At 71.0% G+C, this 20,848-nt stretch carries 27 protein-coding genes; 9 read left to right on the top strand and 18 right to left on the bottom strand.

Annotated elements, in window-relative coordinates; translation table 11 throughout:
• Positions 1 to 73 precede the first annotated feature (73 nt).
• Positions 74 to 427 carry a VOC family protein gene (locus tag N1032_RS06985; RefSeq protein ID WP_259538298.1) on the bottom strand — a complete coding sequence of 118 codons (354 nt, stop codon included), beginning with the start codon at positions 425 to 427 and terminating at the stop codon, positions 74 to 76.
• Between the two features lie 127 nt (positions 428 to 554).
• Between N1032_RS06985 and N1032_RS06980 the strand changes: the two genes are divergently transcribed.
• The gene (locus N1032_RS06980) at positions 555 to 827 is read left to right on the top strand and encodes a hypothetical protein (protein ID WP_259538297.1); all 273 of its coding nucleotides are present in this window, start codon (positions 555 to 557) and stop codon (positions 825 to 827) included.
• Between the two features lie 67 nt (positions 828 to 894).
• Here N1032_RS06980 and N1032_RS06975 read toward each other — a convergent pair whose 3' ends face one another.
• From N1032_RS06975 to N1032_RS06950, 6 genes are all read right to left on the bottom strand, one after another.
• A complete protein-coding gene (locus N1032_RS06975; protein ID WP_259538296.1) occupies positions 895 to 1,203 on the bottom strand; it encodes an NAD-dependent epimerase/dehydratase family protein in 309 nt (102 codons plus the stop codon).
• Positions 1,167 to 1,862, bottom strand: coding sequence for an NAD-dependent epimerase/dehydratase family protein (locus tag N1032_RS06970; RefSeq protein WP_259538295.1), 696 nt, complete (start codon positions 1,860 to 1,862; stop codon positions 1,167 to 1,169). Before N1032_RS06970 ends, N1032_RS06975 begins: the two co-directional genes overlap by 37 nt.
• The gene (locus N1032_RS06965) at positions 1,862 to 2,311 is read right to left on the bottom strand and encodes a MerR family transcriptional regulator (RefSeq protein WP_259538294.1); all 450 of its coding nucleotides are present in this window, start codon (positions 2,309 to 2,311) and stop codon (positions 1,862 to 1,864) included. The genes N1032_RS06970 and N1032_RS06965 overlap by 1 nt, the downstream gene beginning before the upstream one ends.
• Before the next feature lie 102 nt (positions 2,312 to 2,413).
• Positions 2,414 to 2,869 carry a DUF805 domain-containing protein gene (locus N1032_RS06960; protein WP_259538293.1) on the bottom strand — a complete coding sequence of 152 codons (456 nt, stop codon included), beginning with the start codon at positions 2,867 to 2,869 and terminating at the stop codon, positions 2,414 to 2,416.
• Positions 2,870 to 2,935: 66 nt separating this feature from the next.
• The gene (locus tag N1032_RS06955; RefSeq protein WP_259538292.1) at positions 2,936 to 3,628 is read right to left on the bottom strand and encodes a Pr6Pr family membrane protein; all 693 of its coding nucleotides are present in this window, start codon (positions 3,626 to 3,628) and stop codon (positions 2,936 to 2,938) included.
• Positions 3,629 to 3,694: 66 nt separating this feature from the next.
• Positions 3,695 to 4,459: a TetR/AcrR family transcriptional regulator gene (locus tag N1032_RS06950; protein ID WP_259538291.1), complete on the bottom strand. Its 765-nt coding sequence runs from the start codon at positions 4,457 to 4,459 to the stop codon at positions 3,695 to 3,697.
• Between the two features lie 132 nt (positions 4,460 to 4,591).
• Between N1032_RS06950 and N1032_RS06945 the strand changes: the two genes are divergently transcribed.
• Entirely contained in the window at positions 4,592 to 5,509 is a 918-nt protein-coding gene (locus tag N1032_RS06945; RefSeq protein ID WP_259538290.1) for an NAD-dependent epimerase/dehydratase family protein, read from the top strand.
• 38 nt (positions 5,510 to 5,547) lie between these two features.
• On the opposite strand, the gene N1032_RS06940 is transcribed toward N1032_RS06945, so the two are convergent.
• Positions 5,548 to 6,570, bottom strand: coding sequence for an NADPH:quinone reductase (locus tag N1032_RS06940; protein WP_259538289.1), 1,023 nt, complete (start codon positions 6,568 to 6,570; stop codon positions 5,548 to 5,550).
• A 131-nt stretch (positions 6,571 to 6,701) separates the two neighbouring features.
• Positions 6,702 to 7,424: an alpha/beta hydrolase gene (locus N1032_RS06935; RefSeq protein WP_259538288.1), complete on the bottom strand. Its 723-nt coding sequence runs from the start codon at positions 7,422 to 7,424 to the stop codon at positions 6,702 to 6,704.
• 221 nt (positions 7,425 to 7,645) lie between these two features.
• On the opposite strand from N1032_RS06935, the gene N1032_RS06930 reads away from it, so the two are divergent.
• Together N1032_RS06930 and N1032_RS06925 are read left to right on the top strand one after the other, a co-directional pair.
• Complete coding sequence (locus tag N1032_RS06930) at positions 7,646 to 8,497, top strand: helix-turn-helix domain-containing protein (protein WP_259538287.1); 852 nt, start codon at positions 7,646 to 7,648, stop codon at positions 8,495 to 8,497.
• Positions 8,498 to 8,605: 108 nt separating this feature from the next.
• Positions 8,606 to 9,322: an alpha/beta fold hydrolase gene (locus tag N1032_RS06925; protein ID WP_259538286.1), complete on the top strand. Its 717-nt coding sequence runs from the start codon at positions 8,606 to 8,608 to the stop codon at positions 9,320 to 9,322.
• 123 nt (positions 9,323 to 9,445) lie between these two features.
• On the opposite strand, the gene N1032_RS06920 is transcribed toward N1032_RS06925, so the two are convergent.
• Both N1032_RS06920 and N1032_RS06915 read right to left on the bottom strand, forming a co-directional pair.
• Positions 9,446 to 9,703: a hypothetical protein gene (locus tag N1032_RS06920; protein WP_259538285.1), complete on the bottom strand. Its 258-nt coding sequence runs from the start codon at positions 9,701 to 9,703 to the stop codon at positions 9,446 to 9,448.
• A gap of 62 nt (positions 9,704 to 9,765) precedes the next feature.
• The gene (locus N1032_RS06915) at positions 9,766 to 10,035 is read right to left on the bottom strand and encodes a helix-turn-helix domain-containing protein (RefSeq protein WP_259538669.1); all 270 of its coding nucleotides are present in this window, start codon (positions 10,033 to 10,035) and stop codon (positions 9,766 to 9,768) included.
• 115 nt (positions 10,036 to 10,150) lie between these two features.
• Between N1032_RS06915 and map the strand changes: the two genes are divergently transcribed.
• Both map and N1032_RS06905 read left to right on the top strand, forming a co-directional pair.
• On the top strand, positions 10,151 to 10,912 hold the full coding sequence (gene map / locus N1032_RS06910) for a type I methionyl aminopeptidase (protein WP_259538284.1): 762 nt from the start codon (positions 10,151 to 10,153) through the stop codon (positions 10,910 to 10,912).
• Positions 10,913 to 10,996: 84 nt separating this feature from the next.
• The gene (locus N1032_RS06905) at positions 10,997 to 12,346 is read left to right on the top strand and encodes an NAD(P)/FAD-dependent oxidoreductase (RefSeq protein WP_259538283.1); all 1,350 of its coding nucleotides are present in this window, start codon (positions 10,997 to 10,999) and stop codon (positions 12,344 to 12,346) included.
• A 60-nt stretch (positions 12,347 to 12,406) separates the two neighbouring features.
• Here the strand turns inward: N1032_RS06905 and N1032_RS06900 are convergent, their stop codons facing one another.
• A complete protein-coding gene (locus N1032_RS06900) occupies positions 12,407 to 12,646 on the bottom strand; it encodes a hypothetical protein (protein WP_259538282.1) in 240 nt (79 codons plus the stop codon).
• Between the two features lie 141 nt (positions 12,647 to 12,787).
• On the opposite strand from N1032_RS06900, the gene N1032_RS06895 reads away from it, so the two are divergent.
• Positions 12,788 to 12,949 (top strand): LbetaH domain-containing protein, encoded by a 162-nt coding sequence (locus tag N1032_RS06895; RefSeq protein ID WP_259538281.1) that lies wholly within the window; start codon positions 12,788 to 12,790, stop codon positions 12,947 to 12,949.
• Positions 12,949 to 13,230: a DapH/DapD/GlmU-related protein gene (locus N1032_RS06890; protein ID WP_259538668.1), complete on the top strand. Its 282-nt coding sequence runs from the start codon at positions 12,949 to 12,951 to the stop codon at positions 13,228 to 13,230. The genes N1032_RS06895 and N1032_RS06890 overlap by 1 nt, the downstream gene beginning before the upstream one ends.
• Before the next feature lie 76 nt (positions 13,231 to 13,306).
• Here N1032_RS06890 and pgi read toward each other — a convergent pair whose 3' ends face one another.
• The 3 genes from pgi to N1032_RS06875 all read right to left on the bottom strand — a co-directional run bounded on the left by pgi (position 13,307) and on the right by N1032_RS06875 (position 17,348).
• Complete coding sequence (gene pgi / locus N1032_RS06885; RefSeq protein WP_259538280.1) at positions 13,307 to 15,064, bottom strand: glucose-6-phosphate isomerase; 1,758 nt, start codon at positions 15,062 to 15,064, stop codon at positions 13,307 to 13,309.
• Positions 15,065 to 15,110: 46 nt separating this feature from the next.
• Positions 15,111 to 16,550, bottom strand: a complete 1,440-nt coding sequence (locus tag N1032_RS06880; RefSeq protein ID WP_259538667.1) for an FAD-dependent monooxygenase — start codon at positions 16,548 to 16,550, stop codon at positions 15,111 to 15,113.
• A gap of 165 nt (positions 16,551 to 16,715) precedes the next feature.
• Positions 16,716 to 17,348 (bottom strand): TetR/AcrR family transcriptional regulator, encoded by a 633-nt coding sequence (locus tag N1032_RS06875; protein ID WP_259538279.1) that lies wholly within the window; start codon positions 17,346 to 17,348, stop codon positions 16,716 to 16,718.
• Between the two features lie 143 nt (positions 17,349 to 17,491).
• Here N1032_RS06875 and N1032_RS06870 point away from each other — a divergent pair, with 143 nt between their 5' ends.
• Positions 17,492 to 18,859, top strand: a complete 1,368-nt coding sequence (locus N1032_RS06870) for a glycosyltransferase (protein WP_259538278.1) — start codon at positions 17,492 to 17,494, stop codon at positions 18,857 to 18,859.
• Positions 18,860 to 18,896: 37 nt separating this feature from the next.
• Here N1032_RS06870 and N1032_RS06865 read toward each other — a convergent pair whose 3' ends face one another.
• The 3 genes from N1032_RS06865 to N1032_RS06855 are packed head-to-tail and all read right to left on the bottom strand — an operon-like array spanning position 18,897 to position 20,687.
• The gene (locus tag N1032_RS06865) at positions 18,897 to 19,277 is read right to left on the bottom strand and encodes a bleomycin resistance protein (RefSeq protein ID WP_259538277.1); all 381 of its coding nucleotides are present in this window, start codon (positions 19,275 to 19,277) and stop codon (positions 18,897 to 18,899) included.
• Complete coding sequence (locus N1032_RS06860; protein WP_259538276.1) at positions 19,274 to 19,930, bottom strand: MBL fold metallo-hydrolase; 657 nt, start codon at positions 19,928 to 19,930, stop codon at positions 19,274 to 19,276. The genes N1032_RS06865 and N1032_RS06860 overlap by 4 nt, the downstream gene beginning before the upstream one ends.
• 55 nt (positions 19,931 to 19,985) lie before the next feature.
• The gene (locus N1032_RS06855) at positions 19,986 to 20,687 is read right to left on the bottom strand and encodes a response regulator transcription factor (protein WP_259538275.1); all 702 of its coding nucleotides are present in this window, start codon (positions 20,685 to 20,687) and stop codon (positions 19,986 to 19,988) included.
• Positions 20,688 to 20,848 lie beyond the last annotated feature (161 nt).

Raw genomic sequence — 20,848 nt, 5'->3', positions numbered from 1 at the left:
GCGCCTACCCGCCAGAGCTGCCCGGCACGCCTACCGCGCCGGGCCCGCCCGTCGGTGCCCGCGCGAGGGCCCGCTAGGCGGGTTGCCAGAGTTCGACGCGATTGCCCTCCGGGTCGGTGACCCATCCGAAACGCCCGACGCCCGCCATGTCCTGCGTCTCGTCGGCGACGGTCGCGCCGGCGGCACGCAGCTGCGCGATCATGGCGTCGAGGTCGCGCACGCGAAAGTTCAGCATGGTCTGCTGGTCGCGCGACCCGAAGTAGTCGGTCGAGGCCTCGAACGCCGCGAACACCGTGGGCCCGGCGCTCTGCTGCCACAGCCCCATCTCGTCGGCGTCCAGCCCCAGGCAGTCGCGATACCAGGCGCCCAACGCCTCAGGGTCGCTCGCCCGCACGAAATATCCGCCGATTCCCAGCACATGCTCCATGCCGAAATCCTGCCACGCCCGCCGCCCGGCTGCGACGCTCGCACTGACACGAAGGCCGCGCTCGACCCGCCAAGGTGACGAAAGCTCACTGCCGTGGCTAGGCTGTGACGGCGACCATCACTCGGAGGTGATCCACCTGCAACTCATCCAGCAATTCGCCGCGGCTTTCATCCTCGTGCTGTGCATCGCTGCCGCTGCGATCGCAATTCTTCTCGTCATCCGGTTCGCTCGGCTGATCGCGATGTCCCGCGGAGCGACCCGCTGGCCGGCTCGCCGCCGCGCCCAGCAGCGAGCCGAGCACCTTCTCGTCACACGACTGCAGGCCGAGGGATTCTCGTCGCGCGAGGCGATAGACGCTGTGGCAGAGACGAGCGCGAGCGGCGACGCATCACCCCGGTGAGCGGCCCGCCGGCCGGCCTGCGCTCCCGCAACCGGGCGGCGACCAGCCAACCGGCCTCCGCTCCTATCTACCCGGCGGCGAGCAGGCCGAGGTCGCGCAAGCTCTCGGCGGTTTCGACGATGGTGTCGACGGCGGGGCGCGGGCGGAAGCCGAGTTCGCGCTTGGCGCGATCGTTGTGGATGACGAGCGGTGCGGGCTCGTCGCCCGGCACCTCCTGCGTCGGCACGTGCGACGCGAGCGGCCCCAGGCGGTCGCGCAGCACGGTCGCGACCTCGAGGAACGTCATCGTGGGCCCGTCGGCGAGGGCCAGGTAGCGCTTGCCCGCGGCATCCGGAGTCGTCATCGCGGCGATGTGCAGAGCGGCCACGTCGCGCACGTCGGCGATGCCAAGCGCTGGCGCGGCACGGCGGGCATGGTGCCGTCGAGCATCGCCGTGAACAGCTGCAACGACGATCGGGCGGTGGTGGTGAGGGTGGGGCCGGCGATCCAGGTCGGGTTGACCGCCACGAGCTCGGTGCCGGCGCCCTCGCGCTCGATGAAGTCCCAGGCCGCGCGCTCGGCGACCGCCTTCGACAGCGGGTAGGCCGGGAGGCCGGGGGTGGCGGGGTCGGTCCAATCGGTCTCGTCGTAGTCGCGCACCGGCTTGGGGCCGTAGCCCACGGCGGCGAACGACGACGTGAGCACCACCCGGGGAACGGATGCCGCGCGAGCGGCCCGCAGCACCCGCAACGTGCCGTCGCGGGCGGGTGGCACCACGTCGTCGGGATCGGCGGTCTGGATCATCGGCGACGCCACGTGATAGACGCCGTCGACACCGGCGGCCGCCTCGGCCCAGCCGGCGTCGTCGAGCAGCCCGGCGGTCACGAGCTCGAGGCCGCTGTCGTCAGCGCCGCCGCGGCGAACCGCCGCCCGCACCTCGGGTTCGGAGTCGAGTGACCTGACGGTGCCGCGCACCCCGGTGCCCGCGAGCAGCAGATCGGCGATGAGGCGTGTGGCGAGGTAGCCGGAGGCGCCGGTGACGAGAACGGTGCCCATCACAGCACCTCCTGCAACCGCGGGAGGATCGCTTCGACCGCGCGATGCGCCTCCGCTTCGGCCGCGGCATCCGCGAGGTCTCGGGTGTTCCAGAGTTCCGCCTTCGACCGCAGGTAGTCGAGGTGCACCTCGAGGGTGGCGATCTCGCGCTGCACGCGCTCCGCGTGCCGAAGCAGCAGGTCGCGCTGCTCGCCCGCGGCCGCGCGACCGCGCGCCCGGTTGGCCTGGTAGGTGCGCATGTCGTCGATGCCGACACCCATCGCCCGCAGGCAGGCGAGCGCCTGGATGGTGTCGAGATCGGTCTCGCCGTAGCGGCGGTGGCCGCTGTGCGGGTCGCGGGCGATCGGGCCGATGAGCCCGACTTGCTCGTAGTAGCGCAGTGTCGGTTCGCTGAGGCCGCTGCGCCGGGAGGCGTCGTGGATGGTGAGCGCTGAGGCTGTGGTGGTCATGCCTCAACACCACCACACCTCAAGCGCTTGAAGTCAAGCGGGCTGCCTCAGCGCCGGTTCCTCAGCGCCGGATGTATCAGCGCCGGCTCAGCGCCGGCTGCATCAGCGATCGAAGCGCTGCCCCGCGGGGTTCGGCGGCAGCAGCGTCATCACCAGCAGCACGATGCCGCCGAAGAACGGCACGAGGCCGATGAAGATCCAGCCGGCACTGAAGTTGCCGTCGTGCAGTCGGCGCGCGAGAAGGGCGAGGGTCGGGATGATGGTCGCGAGCGCCCAGAGCCCCCAGATCGAGAAGATCACGATGGCGCCGGCGCTCGGCGGCGCGTAGGTCTGGTCCATCTGGATGCCGTAGCCGCCAAGGGTGTACGACAGCACGTTGAACACGCCATTGACCACGAACGCCACCAGGTACCACCACCAGTACTCGCTGCGGCTGGCGCGCCCGCTGAAGGTGGCGTACTTCTGCCAGAACCGCGCGACCGCGGCTCCGAACGGCGCGTTGTAATAGGGCGCGTCGAGCGGCGCAGCCGTCGCTCCTGTTGGCGCGTATCCAGTCATCTTTCTTCGTCCCCCCTGGGCATTCGATCGGCCGCGACGAGTGGTCGGGCCGTTTTCACACAGACTCTAGCGGCTCTCCTGCACGAGCGCGGGCATCCGTTTGTCGAGCAGCGTCAGCAGGGCCGCGATGCCGACCGCGATGACGAGGATGACGGCGGAGTTGCGCAACGAGTCGCCGAGGCCGATGAGGTCGACGTCGAGGAACGGGTAGGGATACCAGCCCGTGAGAGCGCCGCGCACGAAGGTGTAGACGAGCCAGGCGACCGGCCAGATGAAGGCCAGCGCCATCACCCGCCACCCCATGCGTGGCCGGGGACCGAACACGAGCCAGCCCAGCAGGGTCGCCCACGGCGAGATGTAGTGGAAGCCGATGGTGGCGGCGAGCGCCCACCCGGTGGGGTGCACGAGACCGGCCAGCACGAAGTCGTAGACCAGCCCGGTGATGATGATGCCGAGCATGGCGTCGAGCCGCAGCACCCGCCAGAGCCGGCTGTCGCGGTGGATGCTGAGCGCCAGCGCGATCGACGTGCCGAGCACGAACAGGTTGCTCTGAATGGTGAAGTAGCTGAACAGGTTGACGAGCTTCTCGCCGAGGCTCTGGTCATTCGTGGGCTGGAACGAGTTCACGTCTTGCCCGCCGGTGAACACGAGCACCAGCTGGATGACGAGCGCGACCCCCACCACAACCGCGATGCCACCGAACCAGATGCGCGCGACGCGCGTTCGCGCATCCGTCGCCTGCCGAGTGAGTACCACCATGTGCCAGCCCCCCGTTTCGGCCCCGCGCTTCGGCCCCCCTGGCCGCTGGTCCAGAATAGTGGCGCGTCAGCGGCCGTGGGGTGCCACGAGCCCGAGGTCGCGGCCGAGTCTCTCGATGACGGCGTCGAAGTAGCGGTCGAGGTCGCTGACCGACCCGACCAGGTGCCCGAACAGTTCGAACGACACCGTGCCGAACACCGTCGTCCACGCCATGAGGGTGCGCACGACGAGCTCGACGGGCACGTCGCTTTCGCCCTCGAGAAGGCCCCGCGCGCGCACGAAGTCGATCGCCTCGGCGACGGATGCCGCCAGCCCCTCGGCCCCGGGCGCGTCCGACTCCATGGTGGCCGACGTGCCCGCCCCGGCGATCGCGCCCGCGCGGTGGGCGTCGGTGACGACCCCGAGAATGACGAGGATGACCCGCACGGCCGGCTCGATGGTGGTCTGCGGCGCGGCATACCCCGGCACCGGCGACCCGTAGAGCAGCGCGTAGTCGCCCGGGTTCGCCACCGCCCAGCGCCGGATGGCCCGCAGCGCCGCCGACCAGCGCGCCCAGAAGTCGTCGCGGTCGCTGACCGCGGCATCCCCTTCTTCGGCCGCCGACCCCAGGTCGTCGTAGGCCAGCACGAGCAAGGCCGTCAGAAGGTCGTCGCGACTCGCGAAGTAGCGGTAGACGGCCGACGAGACCATGCCGACGTCCCGGGCCACCGCGCGCAGCGAGAGCTCCGCCGGCCCTTCGTCGGCCAGGCGGCGGCGGGCGGCGGCGAGAATGTCGGCGGTGATCTGGTCGCGAGCCAGAGCGCGAGCGGTGCGCGCCTTCGGAAGCTGCATCCCCCCACTGTGCCGTCTTGCGAGAGCATCCGCAACAAACGAGAGCACTGCTCTTGCCTTCGCACGATGCGCCTGCGACACTGAAAGAGAGAGCACTGCTCTCGTTCCGTCCCTACCGACTCAGGAGAACCCATGACCGACCGCCACGTCATCGTCGGAGCCGGCCCTGTCGGCCGCCACGTCGCCGCCCAGCTCGCCGATCGCGGATCGGAGGTCGTGGTCGTCACCCGCTCCGGCACCGACCTCGGCATCGCGGGAGTGTCGAGCGTGCGCGCCGATGCGCGCGACGCGACGGCCCTCGCCGCGGCCGCCGCCGGGGCATCCGTGCTCTACAACTGCGCGAACCCGGGCGACTACACCCAGTGGGAGGCCACCTGGCCGCCCCTGGCCGCCGCGCTGCTCGAGGCCGCGCGCCGCTCGGGCGCGACCTACGCCATCACCGGCAATCTCTACCCCTACGGGCCGGTCGACGTGCCGATGACCGAGGCGCTGCCGGATGCCGCCACCGACCACAAAGGCATCCTGCGCGCGCGGCTCTGGGCCGACGCCCGGGCGGCGCACGACGCGGGGGAGGTGCGGGCGGTCGAGGTGCGGGGGAGCGACTACATGGGCCCCGGTGTCGGAGCGAACGGGCACATCAGCCGGCAACTTCCCGCCGCACGGCAGGGCAAGCGGGCCTGGGTGCTCGGCGATCCCGATCAGCCGCACACCTTCACCGACGTTCAGGATGTCGCACGACTGCTGATCGCGGCCGCCGCCGACGAATCGGCGCACGGCCGGGTCTGGAACGTGCCGTCGAACCCGCCGCGCACACAGCGCCAGGCGCTCGGCGACGTGCTCGCCGCGGCCGGGTTCCCGCCGGTGCCGGTCAGCCGCATCCCCGCCGTCGTCGTGCGCCTCGGCGCCCTGGGCTCGCCGATGCTGCGCGAACTCGGGCAGCTGGCCTACCAGTGGACGCGCCCCTACGTGCTCGACGACTCCGCCGCACGGGCGCACTTCTCGCTGGAGCCCACGCCCTGGGCCGAGGTGTGCGCGCGCACGGCGCAGTGATCGGCGGCACTGACCGGGGGCAGTGCGCCGCGCCGGCGTCACACGGCGGCGACGTCGATGAGTACCTTTCCGACCACACCGTTCTCGACGGCGTCGTGCGCCGCCGCGGTCTGGTCGAGCGGGAACCGGGTGATCGGCAGCCCGGCCTCCTCGCCCACCGGCAGTGCGCCGTCGGCGAGCGCGGCGGTGATGTCGGCGGCCGCCGCGGCGAGCGCCTCGGGCCCGACGGTGTAGAGCAGCAGGAACTGGTAGCGCACGTTCAGGGCGAAGTGTCGCCGCACGTCGAGCGTCATGCGGTCGCCGCCGTCGTTGGCGTAGACGGCGATGCTCCCGTGGTTGGCGAGCACGGCCGCGTTGAGCTCGGCGTTCTTCGCGGGGGAGACCTCCACCACCAGGTCGATGCCGTCGGGAGCGGCCGACCGGATGCGTGCGACGGCATCGTCGTCGCGGTAGTTCACCACGACGTCGGCGCCGGCGGATGTCGCGAGGGCGGCCTTCGCGTCGGACGACACCGTCGTGACCACCGTGGCTCCCGCCCAGTGGGCGAGCTGGATGGCGGCGTGCCCGACCGCGCCGGCACCGCCGGCCACCAATACCGTTCGCCCGGCGAGGGCGTCGGGTGCGAGCCGCGCGGGGCCGCCCTCGTGCACGGTCAGAGCACGGTGCGCGGTCATGGCCGGCACGCCGAGAGATGCTCCGATGTCGAAGGAGACGCCGTCGGGCAGCTTCGCCACCCGTTCGGCCGACGTCACCGTGTACTCCTGGGCTGTGCCGCCGGGCTGCTGGTAGGCGGTGAGGAAGAGCCACACCCGGTCGCCCGGGGCGAGATCGGTGACACCCGGCCCGACGGCGTCGATCACGCCGGCTCCGTCTTGATCGGTGCCCTGCTCGTGCCGGATCGGGGCGCCGGTGCCGCCGGCCCGGTTCTTCCAGTCGGTGGGGTTGACCGCCGACACGGCGATCCGCACCCTCACCTCGCCGGCCCCCGGTTCGGGAATCGGCCGCTCCTCGAGCCGCAAGACGTCGGACGCGCCGTTGTCGGAAAACACGATCGCTCTCATGTGTCCATCTAAGCCCGACTGCCGCGCACCCTGACAGCGCTCAGCCCGACGGGTGCTCAGCCCGACGGGTGCTCAGCCCGACGGGTGCTCGGCCTGGCTCGACTCACCCCGAAGGGCTGGCCCCGCTCCGCTCACACCCGGACGAGCCGCTCCACCTGCTCGGCCACGAGATCGGGCCGGCTGAGGAACGGATGGTGCCCCGTCGGCACCTCCACCGCACGCGTCGCCCGTGCGGCGTGCACGCGCTGCAGCTCGACCGACGTGCTGCGGTCGTCGGAGCAGACGAGGTAGGTCGAATCGACGCCTTGCCACCCGGCCGCGGTGGTCGGCGTCACGAAGGCGGCGGCCGATTGCGCGGTGACGCGCTCCCAGGCCGTCTGCTGCGTGGCGGCATCCGTGTCCTGCAGGAACCGCGCCCCGAACGACCCCGCGTCGTAGCCGACCACGCCGAGCGTGCCGTCACCGTTGTCGCCGATCGCCACCGGGTCGGTCTCGGCGCTCATGATCGCGGCCTGCGACGATCCCACGGCGGGCAGATACGACGACACGAACAGCAGGTGCGCCACCGCCGGGTGACGGCCCGCCTCGGCGATGACCGTGCCCCCGTAGGAGTGCCCCACGACGACGGCCGAACCGGCACCCGCGCGCGACTCGACCTCGTCGAGCACCGCCCGCAGCGCCGCCGCATCGGCGACCAGCCCGCCCGACACCTCCTCAGGCGTGGTCTCACCGCACGAGGGCAGCTTCACCGAGCGACTGCGGATGCCGGTGCGCTCCTCGATCTCGTCGGCGGCGCGTCGCCACCACCACCGTCCGTCACGCACCAGGGCGCCGTGCACGAATATCAGCTCCATGCAGCCGAGCGTACGGCGGTGACGACGAACCCGCGGTCACGTCTGCCGGCAGCAGAACCGCTGCTGAGCCGCCGCAGAACCGCCGCACAACGCGCGCAAGGATCGCGCGCAAGAACGCGCGCGAGATCCAGCCCACAACATCCGGCGCGGATTGTGGAGCGACGGCTCAATAACGGTACGGTGGGTGCACGCGGTGGTCCCCGCGACGGGAGGACGAGCGGATGTCGGTGGAGTCGGTTGCCCTGGGCGACTTCTTGCGAGCCCGGAGGGCGGTGCGCCAACCCGAAGACGAGGGCCTGGTGCGTGAACCGGGCCGGCGCGTGCCGGGTCTCCGCCGTGACGAGGTCGCACGCCTGGCGGGCATCAGTCCCGAGTACTACCTGCGGCTCGAGCAGGGGCGCAGCTCGCGGCCGTCCGACCAGGTGCTGAACGCCCTGGCCCGGGCCCTCCACCTCGACGCCGACTCGCGCCAGTACCTGTTCCGGCTGGCCAGCGGCGACCTGCCGAGCGCCGGGTCACCCGACGCCGAGTCGAGTGCGCGCATCGAGCGCATCCTGGCGCAGTGGACCCACACCCCGGCCTACGTCTCCGACAGCAACCGCGACATCGTCGCCGCCAACCCCCTGGCGACCGTCTTCGGGCATGGCGGGCTCGCCGCCGGCTCCAACGTGGCGATCGACCTCTTCAACGACCGCATGAAGTCCACGCTCGTCGAGTGGGAGCCGATGACCCGGTCGACCGTGGCCGGCCTCCGCCGCGACGCCGATCCGTTCTCTCCCCGCCTGAAGCAGATCGTCGACCAGCTCTCGGCCGACCCCGACTTCGTCGCGATGTGGGCCCGCTACGACGTGTCGGGGCCCGAAGACGCCCACATCCACATGGTGGTCGAGGGCATCGGCACCATCGAGATCGAGGTGCAGAACTTCGCCGTGCGCAGCATGCCCGGCTATCTGCTGACGGTGCTCTCGGCGCCGCCGCAGAGCCTGACGGCCGTGGTGTTCCAGCACCTCGCCGCGTCGATCGGCGCGCCGGGCACGACGCCGCCGGATCCCACCGCGCGGCCGTCGGGCTGAGCCGCAGGGGTACCACCAGGGTCACGCACGCCGAGCCGAGCATCCGTAGCGTCGAAGAGAGCGTCGCCGGTCGCCGGCCGGCGGACGCGTTCGCGAGAAGGGGAGTCCATGCCTGAATCCATCACCGTCGTGCTCGTGCACGGAGCCTTCGCGGAATCCTCCAGCTGGAACGCCGTGCTCACCAACCTGCACGGCCGCGGGGTCGACGCCTTCGCCACCCCCAACCCCCTCCGCAGCGTGGCCACCGATGCCGACAACGTGCGCAGCGCGATCGCCGCCGTCGGCGGGCCGGTGCTCCTGGTCGGGCACTCCTACGGGGGAGCGGTCATCACCGAGGCGGCCTCCGGCGCCAATTCCGTCGTCGGCCTCGTCTACGTCGCCGCCTTCGCCCCGCAGCACGGCGAGACCTCCCTGCAACTCACCGCGCTCTTCCCCGGCAGCACGCTCGGCGAGACCGTGCGGCGCATCCCGCTCGGTGACGGCACCAACGACCTGATCGTCGATCGCGAGCTCTACCCCGGTCAGTTCGCCGCAGACGTGCCGCCCGCCGAGGCGCGGATCTCCGCCGCGACCCAGCGACCTGTGCGCGATGAGGCGTTGGCCGAACCCCAGCCGGCCAAGACGCCCGCGTGGTCGGCGCTGCCGTCATGGTTCGTCTTCGGCACGGCCGACAAGAACATCCCGGTCGAGGCGCTGCGGTTCATGGCTCAGCGCGCGGGCGCCCTGAAGACCGTCGAGGTTCCGGATGCCTCGCACTCGGTGATGGTGTCGAACCCCGTCGCCGTGGCCGATCTCATCGCCGGCGCGCTCGCCTACCTGGCCTGACGGCGCCGACCTCCCGGACTCAGCCGGACTCAGCCGGACGGATTCTCGACCGGGGTGCCGTCGGGCTCGGTGCCTTCGATCGGGTCGACCTCGTCGGGTTCGGGGGTGTGCTCGGGGCGGGGGTCACTCATGGTCTGCTCCTTCGTGGCTCGCGTGGCTCTCGTGGCTCTCGTGGTCGGCGTCGGCGAACTCGTTGTCGGCGCCTGACCCCGATCGGTTCTCACCGACGGCCCGCACGCTGCGCAGGCTGTCGTCGAGCCCGGCGTCGCGGTGCGCGTCGGCATCGATCTGCTCCTGGCGCCCGTCGTGCTTCTGCTGCTCGGTGGCATCGGTCGCGCCCGCCATGATGGGCTCGTCCTGGGTTTCCTGATCTGAGGTCATGCTTGCACCGTACGACCGATCGCAGAATGCGCCACCGACCGGCGGCAGATCGTCAGGCTCGGTCACGCGCTCCGTCGAGCGGCCTCCGCGCCGCCGGCCCACTCCGCCGCCAGATCGTCGAGCGACAGGCCGAGGGCACGGCCGAGCGCGGCGACCACACCGAAAGCCGGGCTCGGCAGCCGCCCGGTCTCGATCTTGCGCAGGGTCTCCGGAGAGATGCCCGCCTCGGCCGCCACCTCGTTCAGCGACCGGCTCTGCCGGGCGCGCCGCAAGGTCTCGCCCAGTCGGCGCCCGGCCTCGAGCTGTTCCGGGGTGAGCGGTGCTCGCACCATCATCGTGCATCCTCCGTTGCTGGCCGGGCAGTTGCCGGTCAGGCCGTTGCTGGTCGGTCTGTTGCTGGTGGGGCCACCGGTATTTTCATACCGAAATCGGTATTATCATACCACCATGATCGAATTGCACAGCCCCGCCGAGATGGAGCAGATGCGCGCCGCCGGTGCCTTCGTGCGCGACACCCTCGCCGCACTGTCGGCACGGGCCCGGGTCGGCACCAACCTGCTCGACCTCGAGCACGAAGCGCGCGCCGCCATCGCCCGCCGGGGTGCGGTCTCGTGCTACTGGGACTACGCCCCCTCGTTCGGCAACGGCCCGTTCCGCAACGTCATCTGCCTCTCGGTCAACGACGCGGCCCAGCACGGCCTGCCGCACGACTACCGGCTGCGCGACGGCGACCTGCTGAGTCTCGACTTCGCCGCCTCGGTCGACGGATGGGTCGCGGATGCCGCCACCACCGTCGTGGTCGGCCGCGCCGACCCGGCCGATCTCACCCTCATCCGCTCCACCGAAGAGGCCCTCGCCGCGGGAATCGCCGCGGCCCAGCCCGGCAACCGCATCGGCGACGTCTCCGCGGCCATCGGCGCGGTGGCGGCGGCGCACGGTTACCCGGTCAACCTCGAGTTCGGCGGCCACGGCGTCGGCCGCACGATGCACGGCGATCTCTTCATCGGCAACGACGGCCGCCCGGGCCGCGGCTATCGCATCCGGCCCGGTCTCGTCTTCGCCCTCGAGCCGTGGTGGGCGAAGACCACGTCGCGCATCCTGATGGATCCCGACGGCTGGACGGTGCGGTCGGCCGACGGCAGCCGAGCCGCACACTCCGAGCACACCGTCGCGGTCACGGCCGATGGTCCGCTCGTGCTGACGGCCTGAGCCGCGCTCGCCCGGTGCCTGACCGGAGCCCGGGCCCCGGGCCCCGGGGCGCGCCCGGGCGCCGGGCGGCGTACGGTGTGGCGTATGGCACTCAGAGCGCAGAAGATCCTGATCCTCGGCGGCGGCTACGGAGGTCTGTACGCGGCGCGGACGCTGCAGCGGGAAGGCGCGCAACCGCTCGCCATCACCGTGGTCGACCCGAGTCCCTACACGACCTACCAGCCGCTGCTGCCCGAGGTCGCCGGAGGGCACGTGCATCCGGCAGACGTGGCCATTCCGCTGCGGAGCACGCTTCGACGCTGCCGCGTCATCCGGGGTTCCGTGACCGGCCTCGACCGGGCCGCGAAGAAAGCCACCGTCGCACGCGTCGACGGCCGCAGCATCGAGCTCTCCTACGACCACGTGATCATCGCGATGGGGGCGGTGACCCGGGTGTTCCCGACTCCCGGGCTCGAGGAGTTCGGCATCGGCTTCAAGACCCTCGAAGAAGCGGTGTTCGCGCACAACCACGTGCTCGAGCAGGTGTCGATCGCCGCGAACACCACCGATGAGCGCGAGCGCCGCCGCGCGCTCACGTTCTTCTTCGTCGGGGCCGGCTACACCGGCGTCGAGGCCCTCTCCGAGCTCGAGAAGCTCAGTCGCCTGGCCATCCGGGAGTATCCGTCGCTCGACATCGCGGAACTCCGGTGGATCCTCATCGAAGCCCTCGACCGCGTCGCGCCGGAGGTCGGCCCCGAGCTCTCGGCCTGGTCGTTGCAGCATCTTCGCGACCGGGGCATCGACGTGCGGCTGAAGACGACGGTCGAGTCCTGCGTCGACGGGGTGGTGGTGCTGTCGACGGGGGAGTCGATCGAGGCCGACACCCTGGTCTGGACGGCCGGCGTGCAGCCCAACCCCGTGCTGGACGCCACCGACCTTCCCCGCGGACCCAAGGGGCATGTGATCGCGGATGCGACGCTCGCGGTGGTGCGCGACGACGGCTCGCGCGTCGACGGGGTCTGGGCCATCGGCGACATCGCGCAGATCCCCGACCTGACCGCGGCGAAGCAGCCGGCCTACTACCCGCCCAACGCTCAGAACGCGCTGCGGCAGGGGCCGGTGGTGGCCCGCAACATCGTGGCCGAACTCGGTGGTCGCCCGCTCGAGGAGTACCGGCATCCGTCGCTCGGAACGGTCGCGAGCTTCGGCGTGGCCACCGGAGCGGCCAACATCAAGGGCATCAAGCTTCGCGGGCTGCCGGCCTGGCTGGCGCACCGCGGCTACCATCTGCTCGCGCTGCCCACCGTGCCGAAGAAGGTTCGGGTGCTGCTCGGCTGGGTGAGCGAGGCGCTGACCGGCAGCGACACGACGCCGCTCAGATCGCTTGAGCACCCGCGGCGGGCGTTCCGGGGCTCGTTCGCGCCCGTCGACGACGACAGCCGGCCCTCGGGCTGACCGGCCAGAGGGCGATGGTCACCGGTCGGCGGTCACCGGGCGGCGGTCACCGATCGGCGGTCACTGATCGTCGGCGTCGGCGTCGACGTCCGTGCCGTGCGACAGGTCGCTGCTCGACGGGTTGACGTAGGTCGAGACGGCGGGATCGGGCTCTGGCTGGTTGGCGTTCGTGGCGTCTTTGCCGTCATAGAACGCGGCGTCGGCGCGCTCCTGCGCGTCACGGCCGTCGGACTTCTCGTCGTCGGTCGCCTCATCGGATCCGGCCATGATCGGCTGGTCCTGGGTGTTGTCATCGCTCATGGTCGCGACCCTAGCCCCGCGCGGCGGTTCCCGCACCCGATCGCGCGCCCGTCGCGCAACCGTCCCGCACCCGACGCCGCGCCCGTTCCCGCCCCGCCGGTCCCGCGCGAGAATGGTCGCGTCGACGACACTCGAGACGACGTGCTGAGACGCATCCGGAACGGCCTGATCTACTCCGAGACGGAGGCCGCCTTCCAGGCCCCGCAGCGACGGGCCGACCTGATCTTCGACTACAACCACACACCATCCGGTCGTGCTGAGCGCCGGCGCGAGACGTCGCCATCACCATCGGCGACGGCGTGATGATCGCGCCGAGCGTGACGCTGACGACCACGGGGCATCCGGTGCATCCGAGTCGCCGCGTCGACTTCGCCCGGTTCTCGGAGCCGATCGTCGTTGAGCACAAGGTGTGGATCGGCGCGAACGCGGTGATCATGCCGGGCGTGCGACTGGGCTACGGCTCGGTGATCGGCGCCGGCAGCGTCGTCACCCACGACGTGCCGGCGATGACGGTCGCCGTCGGGGTTCCGGCGCGGGTCGTGCGCGCGATCACCGACGACGACCTCGCGACGCGCGAGGGCTGACCGTCCGGGCAGCCGGCAGCCGGCCGCTGGCAGCCACCCGCTGGTCGCCGGCGAGCCCGCCGGCCGAACCTCGCGCCTACTCGCCCCGCAGCTCGAGGTAGCGGGCGATGAGCGCCTTGGTCGAGGAGTCCTGCGACGCGAGGGCCGCGGCATCCCCGTCGACCGCCGGGGCGATCTCGAGGGCGAGCTGCTTGCCGAGCTCGACACCCCACTGGTCGAACGAGTCGATGCCCCAGATGGTGCCCTCGGTGAACACGATGTGCTCGTACAGCGCGATCAGCTGGCCCACCACGCTCGGGGTGAGCGCCGGCGCGAGAATCGACGTCGTGGGCCGGTTGCCCGGGAACACGCGCGCCGGAACGACCGCCTCCGCGGTTCCCTCGGCACGCACCTCGTCGGCCGTCTTGCCGAACGCGAGCGCCTTGGTCTGCGCGAAGAAGTTCGCGAGGAACAGCGCGTGCACGTCGGCGCCCGGCTGCACGGCGTTGCCGTCGCCGGTGTCGTCCTTCAACGGATGCGCGGGGTTGGCCACCGCGATGAAGTCGGCCGGAATGAGGCGCGTGCCCTGGTGGATGAGCTGATAGAACGCGTGCTGGCCGTTGGTGCCGGGCTCGCCCCAGAAGATCTCACCGGTGTCGGTGGTGACGGGGGAGCCGTCCCAGCGCACGCGCTTGCCGTTCGACTCCATGGTGAGCTGCTGCAGGTAGGCCGGGAAGCGGTGCAGGTATTGCGCATAGGGCAGCACGGCGTGGCTCTGGGCCCCGAGGAAGTTCGTGTACCAGACGTTCAGCAGCCCCATCAGCACCGGCACGTTGCGCTCGAGCGGCGTGGTGCGCATGTGCTCGTCGATGGCGTGGAAGCCGGCGAGGAACTCGCGGAACCCGTCGGGCCCGATCGCGATGGCCACCGAGGTGCCGATGGCCGAGTCGACCGAGTAGCGGCCACCCACCCAGTCCCAGAAGCCGAAGGCGTTCTCGGGGTCGATGCCGAACGCGGCGACCTTGTCGAGAGCCGTCGACACGGCGACGAAGTGCTTGGCGACGGCGGCGGTGCGTGCCTCGTCGCCCGCGGGGCTGTCGTCGGCGGGGATGGCTCCGGATGCGCCGAGCCGCTCCCACAGCCACTGCCGGGCCAGGCGGGCGTTGGTGAGCGTCTCGAGCGTGCCGAAGGTCTTCGAGGCGACGATGAACAGCGTGGTCTCGGGGTCGAGATCGGCGGTCTTCTCGTAGATGTCGCTCGGGTCGATGTTCGACACGAAACGCGCTTCGAGACCTTCTTGCACATATGGCTTCAGCGCCTCGTAGACCATGACGGGGCCGAGGTCCGATCCGCCGATGCCGATGTTGACCACGGTCTCGATGCGCTTGCCGGTGACGCCGACCCACTCGCCGCTGCGCACCTTGTCGGCGAACGCGAAGACCTTGTCGAGGGTGCCGTGCACCTCGGCGTCGATGTCGGCGCCGTCGACCACGAAACCGGCGGCGGGATCGAGCGTGTCGGCACCGGGGGTGCCGGCAGCCGGGCGGCGGAGCGCGGTATGGAGCACGGCGCGGTCTTCGGTGACGTTGATGTGCTGACCGGAGATCATCGCCTGGTAGCGCTCGGCCACGCCGGCGTCCTCGGCGAGCGCGAGCAGGTGCGTGAGGATCTGCTCGGTCACCAGGTTCTTCGACAGGTCGACCGTGAGGTCGGCGGCCTGGAAGGTGTAGGTCGCGGCTCGGTCGGCGTCGTCGGCGAACCAGCCGCGCAGATCGGGGGTGAACCCGCTCGCGATGCCTTCGAGCTGCTTCCAGGCGTCGGTGGCGGTGGGATCGATGGGCGCCGATTCGGTCATGGCTTCTCCTGGTTCGGTGCGTGATGGCTCGCGCTCATCGTCGAATCTACCGTTCCGACGCGGGTGTGGGCACGTCGTCGCCGACCCACGCCACGTAGCCGTCGGGTCGCAGCAGCACGGCAGGCGCGTCGAGCTCGACGCTCGCGACCGGCGCCCGGTCGACCCGATCGGCCCAGCCCGACGCCGTGAGCGACCCGGTGCGGTCGAGCAGCAGACCGCGGCCGGCGTGGGTGAGGTCGTAGAGCGTTCCGCGAGACAGCGGCAGGTCGGGCAGGTGACAGCCGACGAGCGGGTTCTCGCCGGCCTTGTCGTCATGACCACGGTCGCCACCGTCGCCGCCGAGGTCGTAGCGGATGCCGATGCCGCTCACCTTCTCGGCCAGAAACCGGCTCACGTCGTCGAGACCGACCAACTCGGTCAGCAGCCGGCGCACGGCCTGCGGCCCCGGGTCGGGCAGCAGCAGTTCGCTCTGCGCTCGTGTGAGCGTGAGCACCTCCTCGGCGACCGGATGCCGCTCCTCGACGTAGCTGTCGAGCAGTCCGTCGGGCGCCCACCCGGCGACCTCGGCGGCGAGCTTCCAGCCGAGGTTGAACGCGTCCTGGATGCCGAGGTTGAGCCCCTGCCCCCCGAGCGGCGGGTGCACGTGCGCCGCATCGCCGGCGAGCAGCACCCGCCCCACGCGGTAACGGTCGGCGAGCCGGGTGGCGTCGCCGAACCGGGTGAGCGAGCGGGGTGAGTGCGCGCCGAAGTCGGTGCCGGCGATGGCGCGCAGTTGCGTGCGGAACTCCTCGAGCGTCGGCGGCACCGCCCGGTCGTCGGCCACGGATGCCGCGGGCACGACGGCCCGGTACAACCCGTCGGCCGCGGGGCCGATGCCGAACCCCCGATGGGTTCTGCGCACGCGCTCCGACACCGCCGCCACCTCGTCGGCCTCGGCCGTGACGGCGACCTCGCCGAGCAGCCACTCGGTCGTCGCGGGCTCCCCGGGAAAGCCGACGCCGAGCATCCGTCGCACCAGGCTGCGACCGCCGTCGCAGCCCACCAGCCATCGCGATCGCAGCCGGCTGCCGTCGGCGAGGTGGACGTCGACACCCTCAGCGTGCTGCTCGAAGCCTGTCACCTCGATGCCTCGCCGGATCTGCGCACCCCGCTCCGTCGCCCAGTCGGCGAGCAGGCGATCGGTGACGGGCTGAGGGATGCCGAGGATGTAGTCATGAGCGGTGTCGAGCGTCGGCGGGTGAGGGGGCACGATGCCGGCGAAGCGCCCCGCGGCCCCCGGATACTGCTGCCCCACGGCGAGGAAGCGCTCGAGCAGTCCGCGCTGGGCGAGCACCTCGATGCTGCGCGGGTGCAGGCCGAGCGACCGCACCGCGGGGTTCGGCTGCTCGTCTTTCTCGAGCACCAGCACGTCGACCCCGTGCAGCCGCAGCTCGCCGGCCAGCATCATGCCGGTTGGCCCGCCGCCGCTGATGATCACGTCGAACATCGTCGAACCCAAGACCTGCTCCCTGCTCCCTGTTCCCTGCTCTCGTGTGGCGACGCACGTGGGGCGGCTTAGCTGTGTCCCGCGTCGCAGCGTGTTATTCTGCCCGCTCCGGGGGGTCTTGCGGCAAGCCCCCGGGCGACCGGTATCCTGAAAATGCGCGAGGGATCAGGGCGCGCGCAACACCAGGCGTTCGATGGCGTCGCCGAGCCAAGCGCGATAGTGGTCGTCGCTCCACCCGCGTTCGTGGGCGAAGAACCGGTAGGTCGCCGGCGAGACCAGCCAGGTGAGCGTCTCGGTGCGCTCGTCGGGGTCGGCGTCGCCGTGCAGCAGCCCGTGGGCGTCGCACCAGGTGATCGCCATGCGGATGTCGAGGTGCCGCCGCTGGTTGAGGTCTGCCACGAGCGCGGCGACCGCGACATCCGTCTCGGCGGCCACCGAGAGCGCACGGTCGACGCCGGCCGAACGGGCGTTGGCCTCGGCGAGGAACTGCACGTAGGCCGGCAGTGCCTGCGCCGGGGGCAGTTGCATGATCGCCGCGACGGCGGGCCGTTCGTGCAGCGGATGGGTTCCCTCGTCGCCGGCGAGCGAGAGCTCGAAGGCCGCCATGAGCAGCGCGCTCTTCGGCCCGGCGAGGTGAACGCTCTGCACGGACACCCCCGCCTCTTTCGCGATGGCGGGCAGCGTCGTGCCCTGGTAGCCGTCGCGGGAGAAGAGGGTCGCGGCGGCCTGCACGATGCGCCTGCGCGTGTGCGCCGACGCCTCCTGCCGGATCGGCGACGAGTACTGCCGCGTGGTCATGATCGTCGTGCCTCCTCGTGCCGCCCGCTCGCCGAGCCCGCTGGTCGCCTCTCGACCGAGTTGTGTCGGCCGATCTGTGTCGACCGTCGATCGCGTTGATTAGAGCCCTATCCTAATCAATAACGGTGTGCTACAACAGAGCCATGGCCACCTATCTCGTGTGCAGCTCGCCCATCCATGGTCACGCCGTGCCGATGCTCGAGGCGGCTCGTCACCTCGTCGCACGCGGCCATCGGGTCGTCGTGCTCACCGGCAGCCGGTTCGCGGGCCGGGTCAGGGCGATCGGGGCGGAGTTCCGGCCGCTCGGCGGCATCGCCGACTTCGATGATCGAGACGTGCCGAGCTATCTGCCCGACCGCGATCGCTATCGCGGCCTCGCCCAGGCGCAATACGACATCCAGTCGATCTTCGTGAAGACCATTCCCGACCAGGCGAAGGCGGTTCAGCGCATCATCGACGACGAGCATCCGGATGCGGTGCTCGTCGACGGCGCCTTCGGGGGAGTGGCGCCGCTGCTGCTGCGCTCCGGGCCGCGCCCGCCGGTCGTAGCACTCGGGGTGACCCCGCTCACCCAGCGCAGCCGCGACGTGGCGCCGGCGGGAACCGGGATGCCGCCGTCGTCGAGCGTGATCGGCCGCGCGCGCAATCGCGTGCTCGACGTGGTCGCGCGGCGGGTGTTGTTCCGCCGCACCCAGAAGGTCGCGGAGGCGATCTTCGCCGACCTCGGAATCGCGCCGCTCGACCTCTTCGTCATGGACATCTCGAGCGCCTTCGACCGTTTTTTGCAACTCAGCGCCGCCGCGTTCGAATACCCGCGCAGCGACATCGCTCCCAACACCGTCTTCGTCGGCGCGATGCCGCCCGCGGGAGGAAAGGCCGAAAAGCGAGCGATGGGGGCAACGGGAGCGACCGGGACGACGGATGCGGCGGATGCGACGGACGCCGGTGCGCCGCCGCTGCCCGAGTGGTGGGCCGACCTCGACGGTTCGCGGCCGATCGTGCACGTCACGCAGGGCACCATCGACAACCGCGATCTCGATCGACTGATCCGGCCGACGCTCGACGCGCTCGACGGTCTCGACGTGCTCGTGGTCGTCTCCCTCGGCGGCCGGCCGGCTTCGGAACTCGAGGGGGTGCCGTCGAACGCGCGGGTCGCCTCCTACCTGCCCTACGATGAGCTGCTCGCCCGCACCGCGGTCTACGTGACCAATGGCGGCTACGGCGGTGTGCAGCACGCGCTGAGCGAAGGCGTGCCGATCGTGGTGGCCGGCGACACCGAAGACAAACCCGAGGTGGCCGCGCGCGTCGCGTGGTCGGGCGCCGGGGTGAATCTGCGAACGGGCACTCCGACGCCCGACGCGGTGCGGCAGGCGGTGCTGCAGGTGCTCGACGACCCCGCCTACCGGGCGGCCGCCGAGCGACTGGCGTCGGCCGCGGCCCGGTATGACACGCTGGCCCTGATCGAGGCCGAGCTCGAGTCGCTGGTCGCGGCGTCCCCGCGGCAGCGCTGAGCCGCGTTTCGCCGTCAGCTGCGCTAGTCGATCAGGGTCAGCCTCGCTGCTCGATCAGGGTCAGCTGCGTGCCGTCGGGGTCGACGAGGTAGCCGGCGCGGAAGCCCCATTCCTGCGCGCGCACCGGGTGCAGCCGCGGCATCCCGGTCGTCTTCTCGGGCACGCCCGACCGACGGATGGCGTCGTAGAGCTCGTCGACGTCGGCCACCCGCAGGCAGCACATGAAGCTGCTCGACAGCGGGTCGAGTGCGGGTGCCGGAAAGAACTCCAGCTGGAGGCCGCCGCGGGTGAGGATCATCCACCCCTCGTCACGGAACGAGGTCGTGAACCCGAAGGCGCGGTAGAACGCCTCCGTGCCGTCGAAGTCGCGCGACGGCAGATTCGGCACGGCACGGTCGGGCGGCGTGGTCGAAGTCATCGGTTCTCGCCGGCCTTGACCCGGCGGATGATTGCGTCCACCCGCGAGCGGGATTCCGTGCGGTCGACGTGGGCGAACCCGGCGTCACCCTCCGTCACACCCCAAGGCACCAGCACATCGAACTCGAGCTCGCGCACCAGCGCCAGGCTCTGGAGATAGGCGGGCTGTGATGAGGGGTCGAGAACGACGGCGTGCCATTCTCCGTTCTCGATCCACATAAAGTCCCCGGTGAAGAGAAAGCGCAGCCGACCGTTGTTCCACAAGAACGACGTCGTTCCCGGGGTGTGCCCCGGGGTCGGAATCACCTCGAGGTCGTCGCCCAGTCGCTCGCGCTCGGTGAACACGCCTGCCACCGACATCGATCGGGCGGTCGCCGCGCGGTCGCGTTCGTGCACGAAGACCGGTGCGTCCAGATCGGGAGCACCGTACATCGCCTCGTGCTCGTGATTGATCAGCAGCCGCTCCACCGGCCCGAACGCGCGGATCGCGGATGCCGCGGCCGTCACACCGGGGGAGTTGTAGACGATGACGTTCCCCTCGGGGCGCTCCAGCAGGTACGACCGCAACACCACGTCGGCCTGATAGGGGAGTCGCGCGGTGGGTGTTGCATGCAATCCCTCGAACGGACTCGAGAGTTCCGACGAACGTGCCATGACCATTCCTTTTCAGCACCCCGCGGAGTCGAGGCTACGCGGTGTTCCGATGTTCTCAGGGGCCGCCGAGCCAGTGGTCGATGCGGTGGTGGTCGGGGGTGAAGCCGTGGGCGACGCCCCAGAGCACGGCCTGGGTGCGGCTGGTGACGTCGATCTTGCGGTAAGTGCTGCGGATGTAGGTCTTCACCGTGTTGGGGCTCAGGTAGGTCAGGGTCGCGACCTCGGCATTGTTCTTGCCCTGGGTGATCAGGGCGAGAATTTCGCTCTCGCGGTCGGTGAGGCCCTCGTGCCGTCCCGGCCAGTCGAGGCCGATCGCGCTGCGGGCACGATGCGGCGGCTCGCTGACGATGGTCTCGCCCGAGTGCACGGCCTCGAGCGCGGCGACCAGGTCGCGGGCCGGGAGGGTCTTCGAGAGATAGCCGTGGATGCCCTGCTGCCGAGCGCTCTCGACCAGGTCGGGGTGGAAGTTCCAGGTGTAGACCACCACCCGGCTCGCGCGCGGGTTGCGCACCAGGGCGCCGAGTTCGGAATGGTCGGATTCCGGTTGGGCGAAGGAGTCGTACAGAACGATGTCGACCTCGTCGTCGAGCTGCGCGTTCGCATCGATCTCGCACACGACGACGCGATCGCGGTAGCGGTCGAACATGTGCGCGAGGCCGGCGAGAACGACGTCGTAGTCGTCGACCAGGGCCACCCGGATGGGGCCGTCGCGCACAGGGCCGTCGCGCACAGGGCCGTCGCGCAGGGTTCCGCTCATGCCTCGACGCTACACGGGCTTCGGGCGGCCAGGCGGAGGGGTCGAAAAGACCACCCCTTGGGGTGACCCGGGGCCCGCGGCATCCTGGTTCGCTGAAAACAGCCGACCTCGGTCAGCTGCAGTGCACCACCACCTCATGCATCACCGAATCGAAGGAGCAA

This window comes from Herbiconiux daphne, assembly GCF_024979295.1.
In the GTDB taxonomy this organism is placed as follows: domain Bacteria; phylum Actinomycetota; class Actinomycetes; order Actinomycetales; family Microbacteriaceae; genus Herbiconiux; species Herbiconiux daphnes.
Note: the sequence above shows the minus strand (reverse complement) of the source record. Positions and strands in the feature narration are given on the sequence as shown.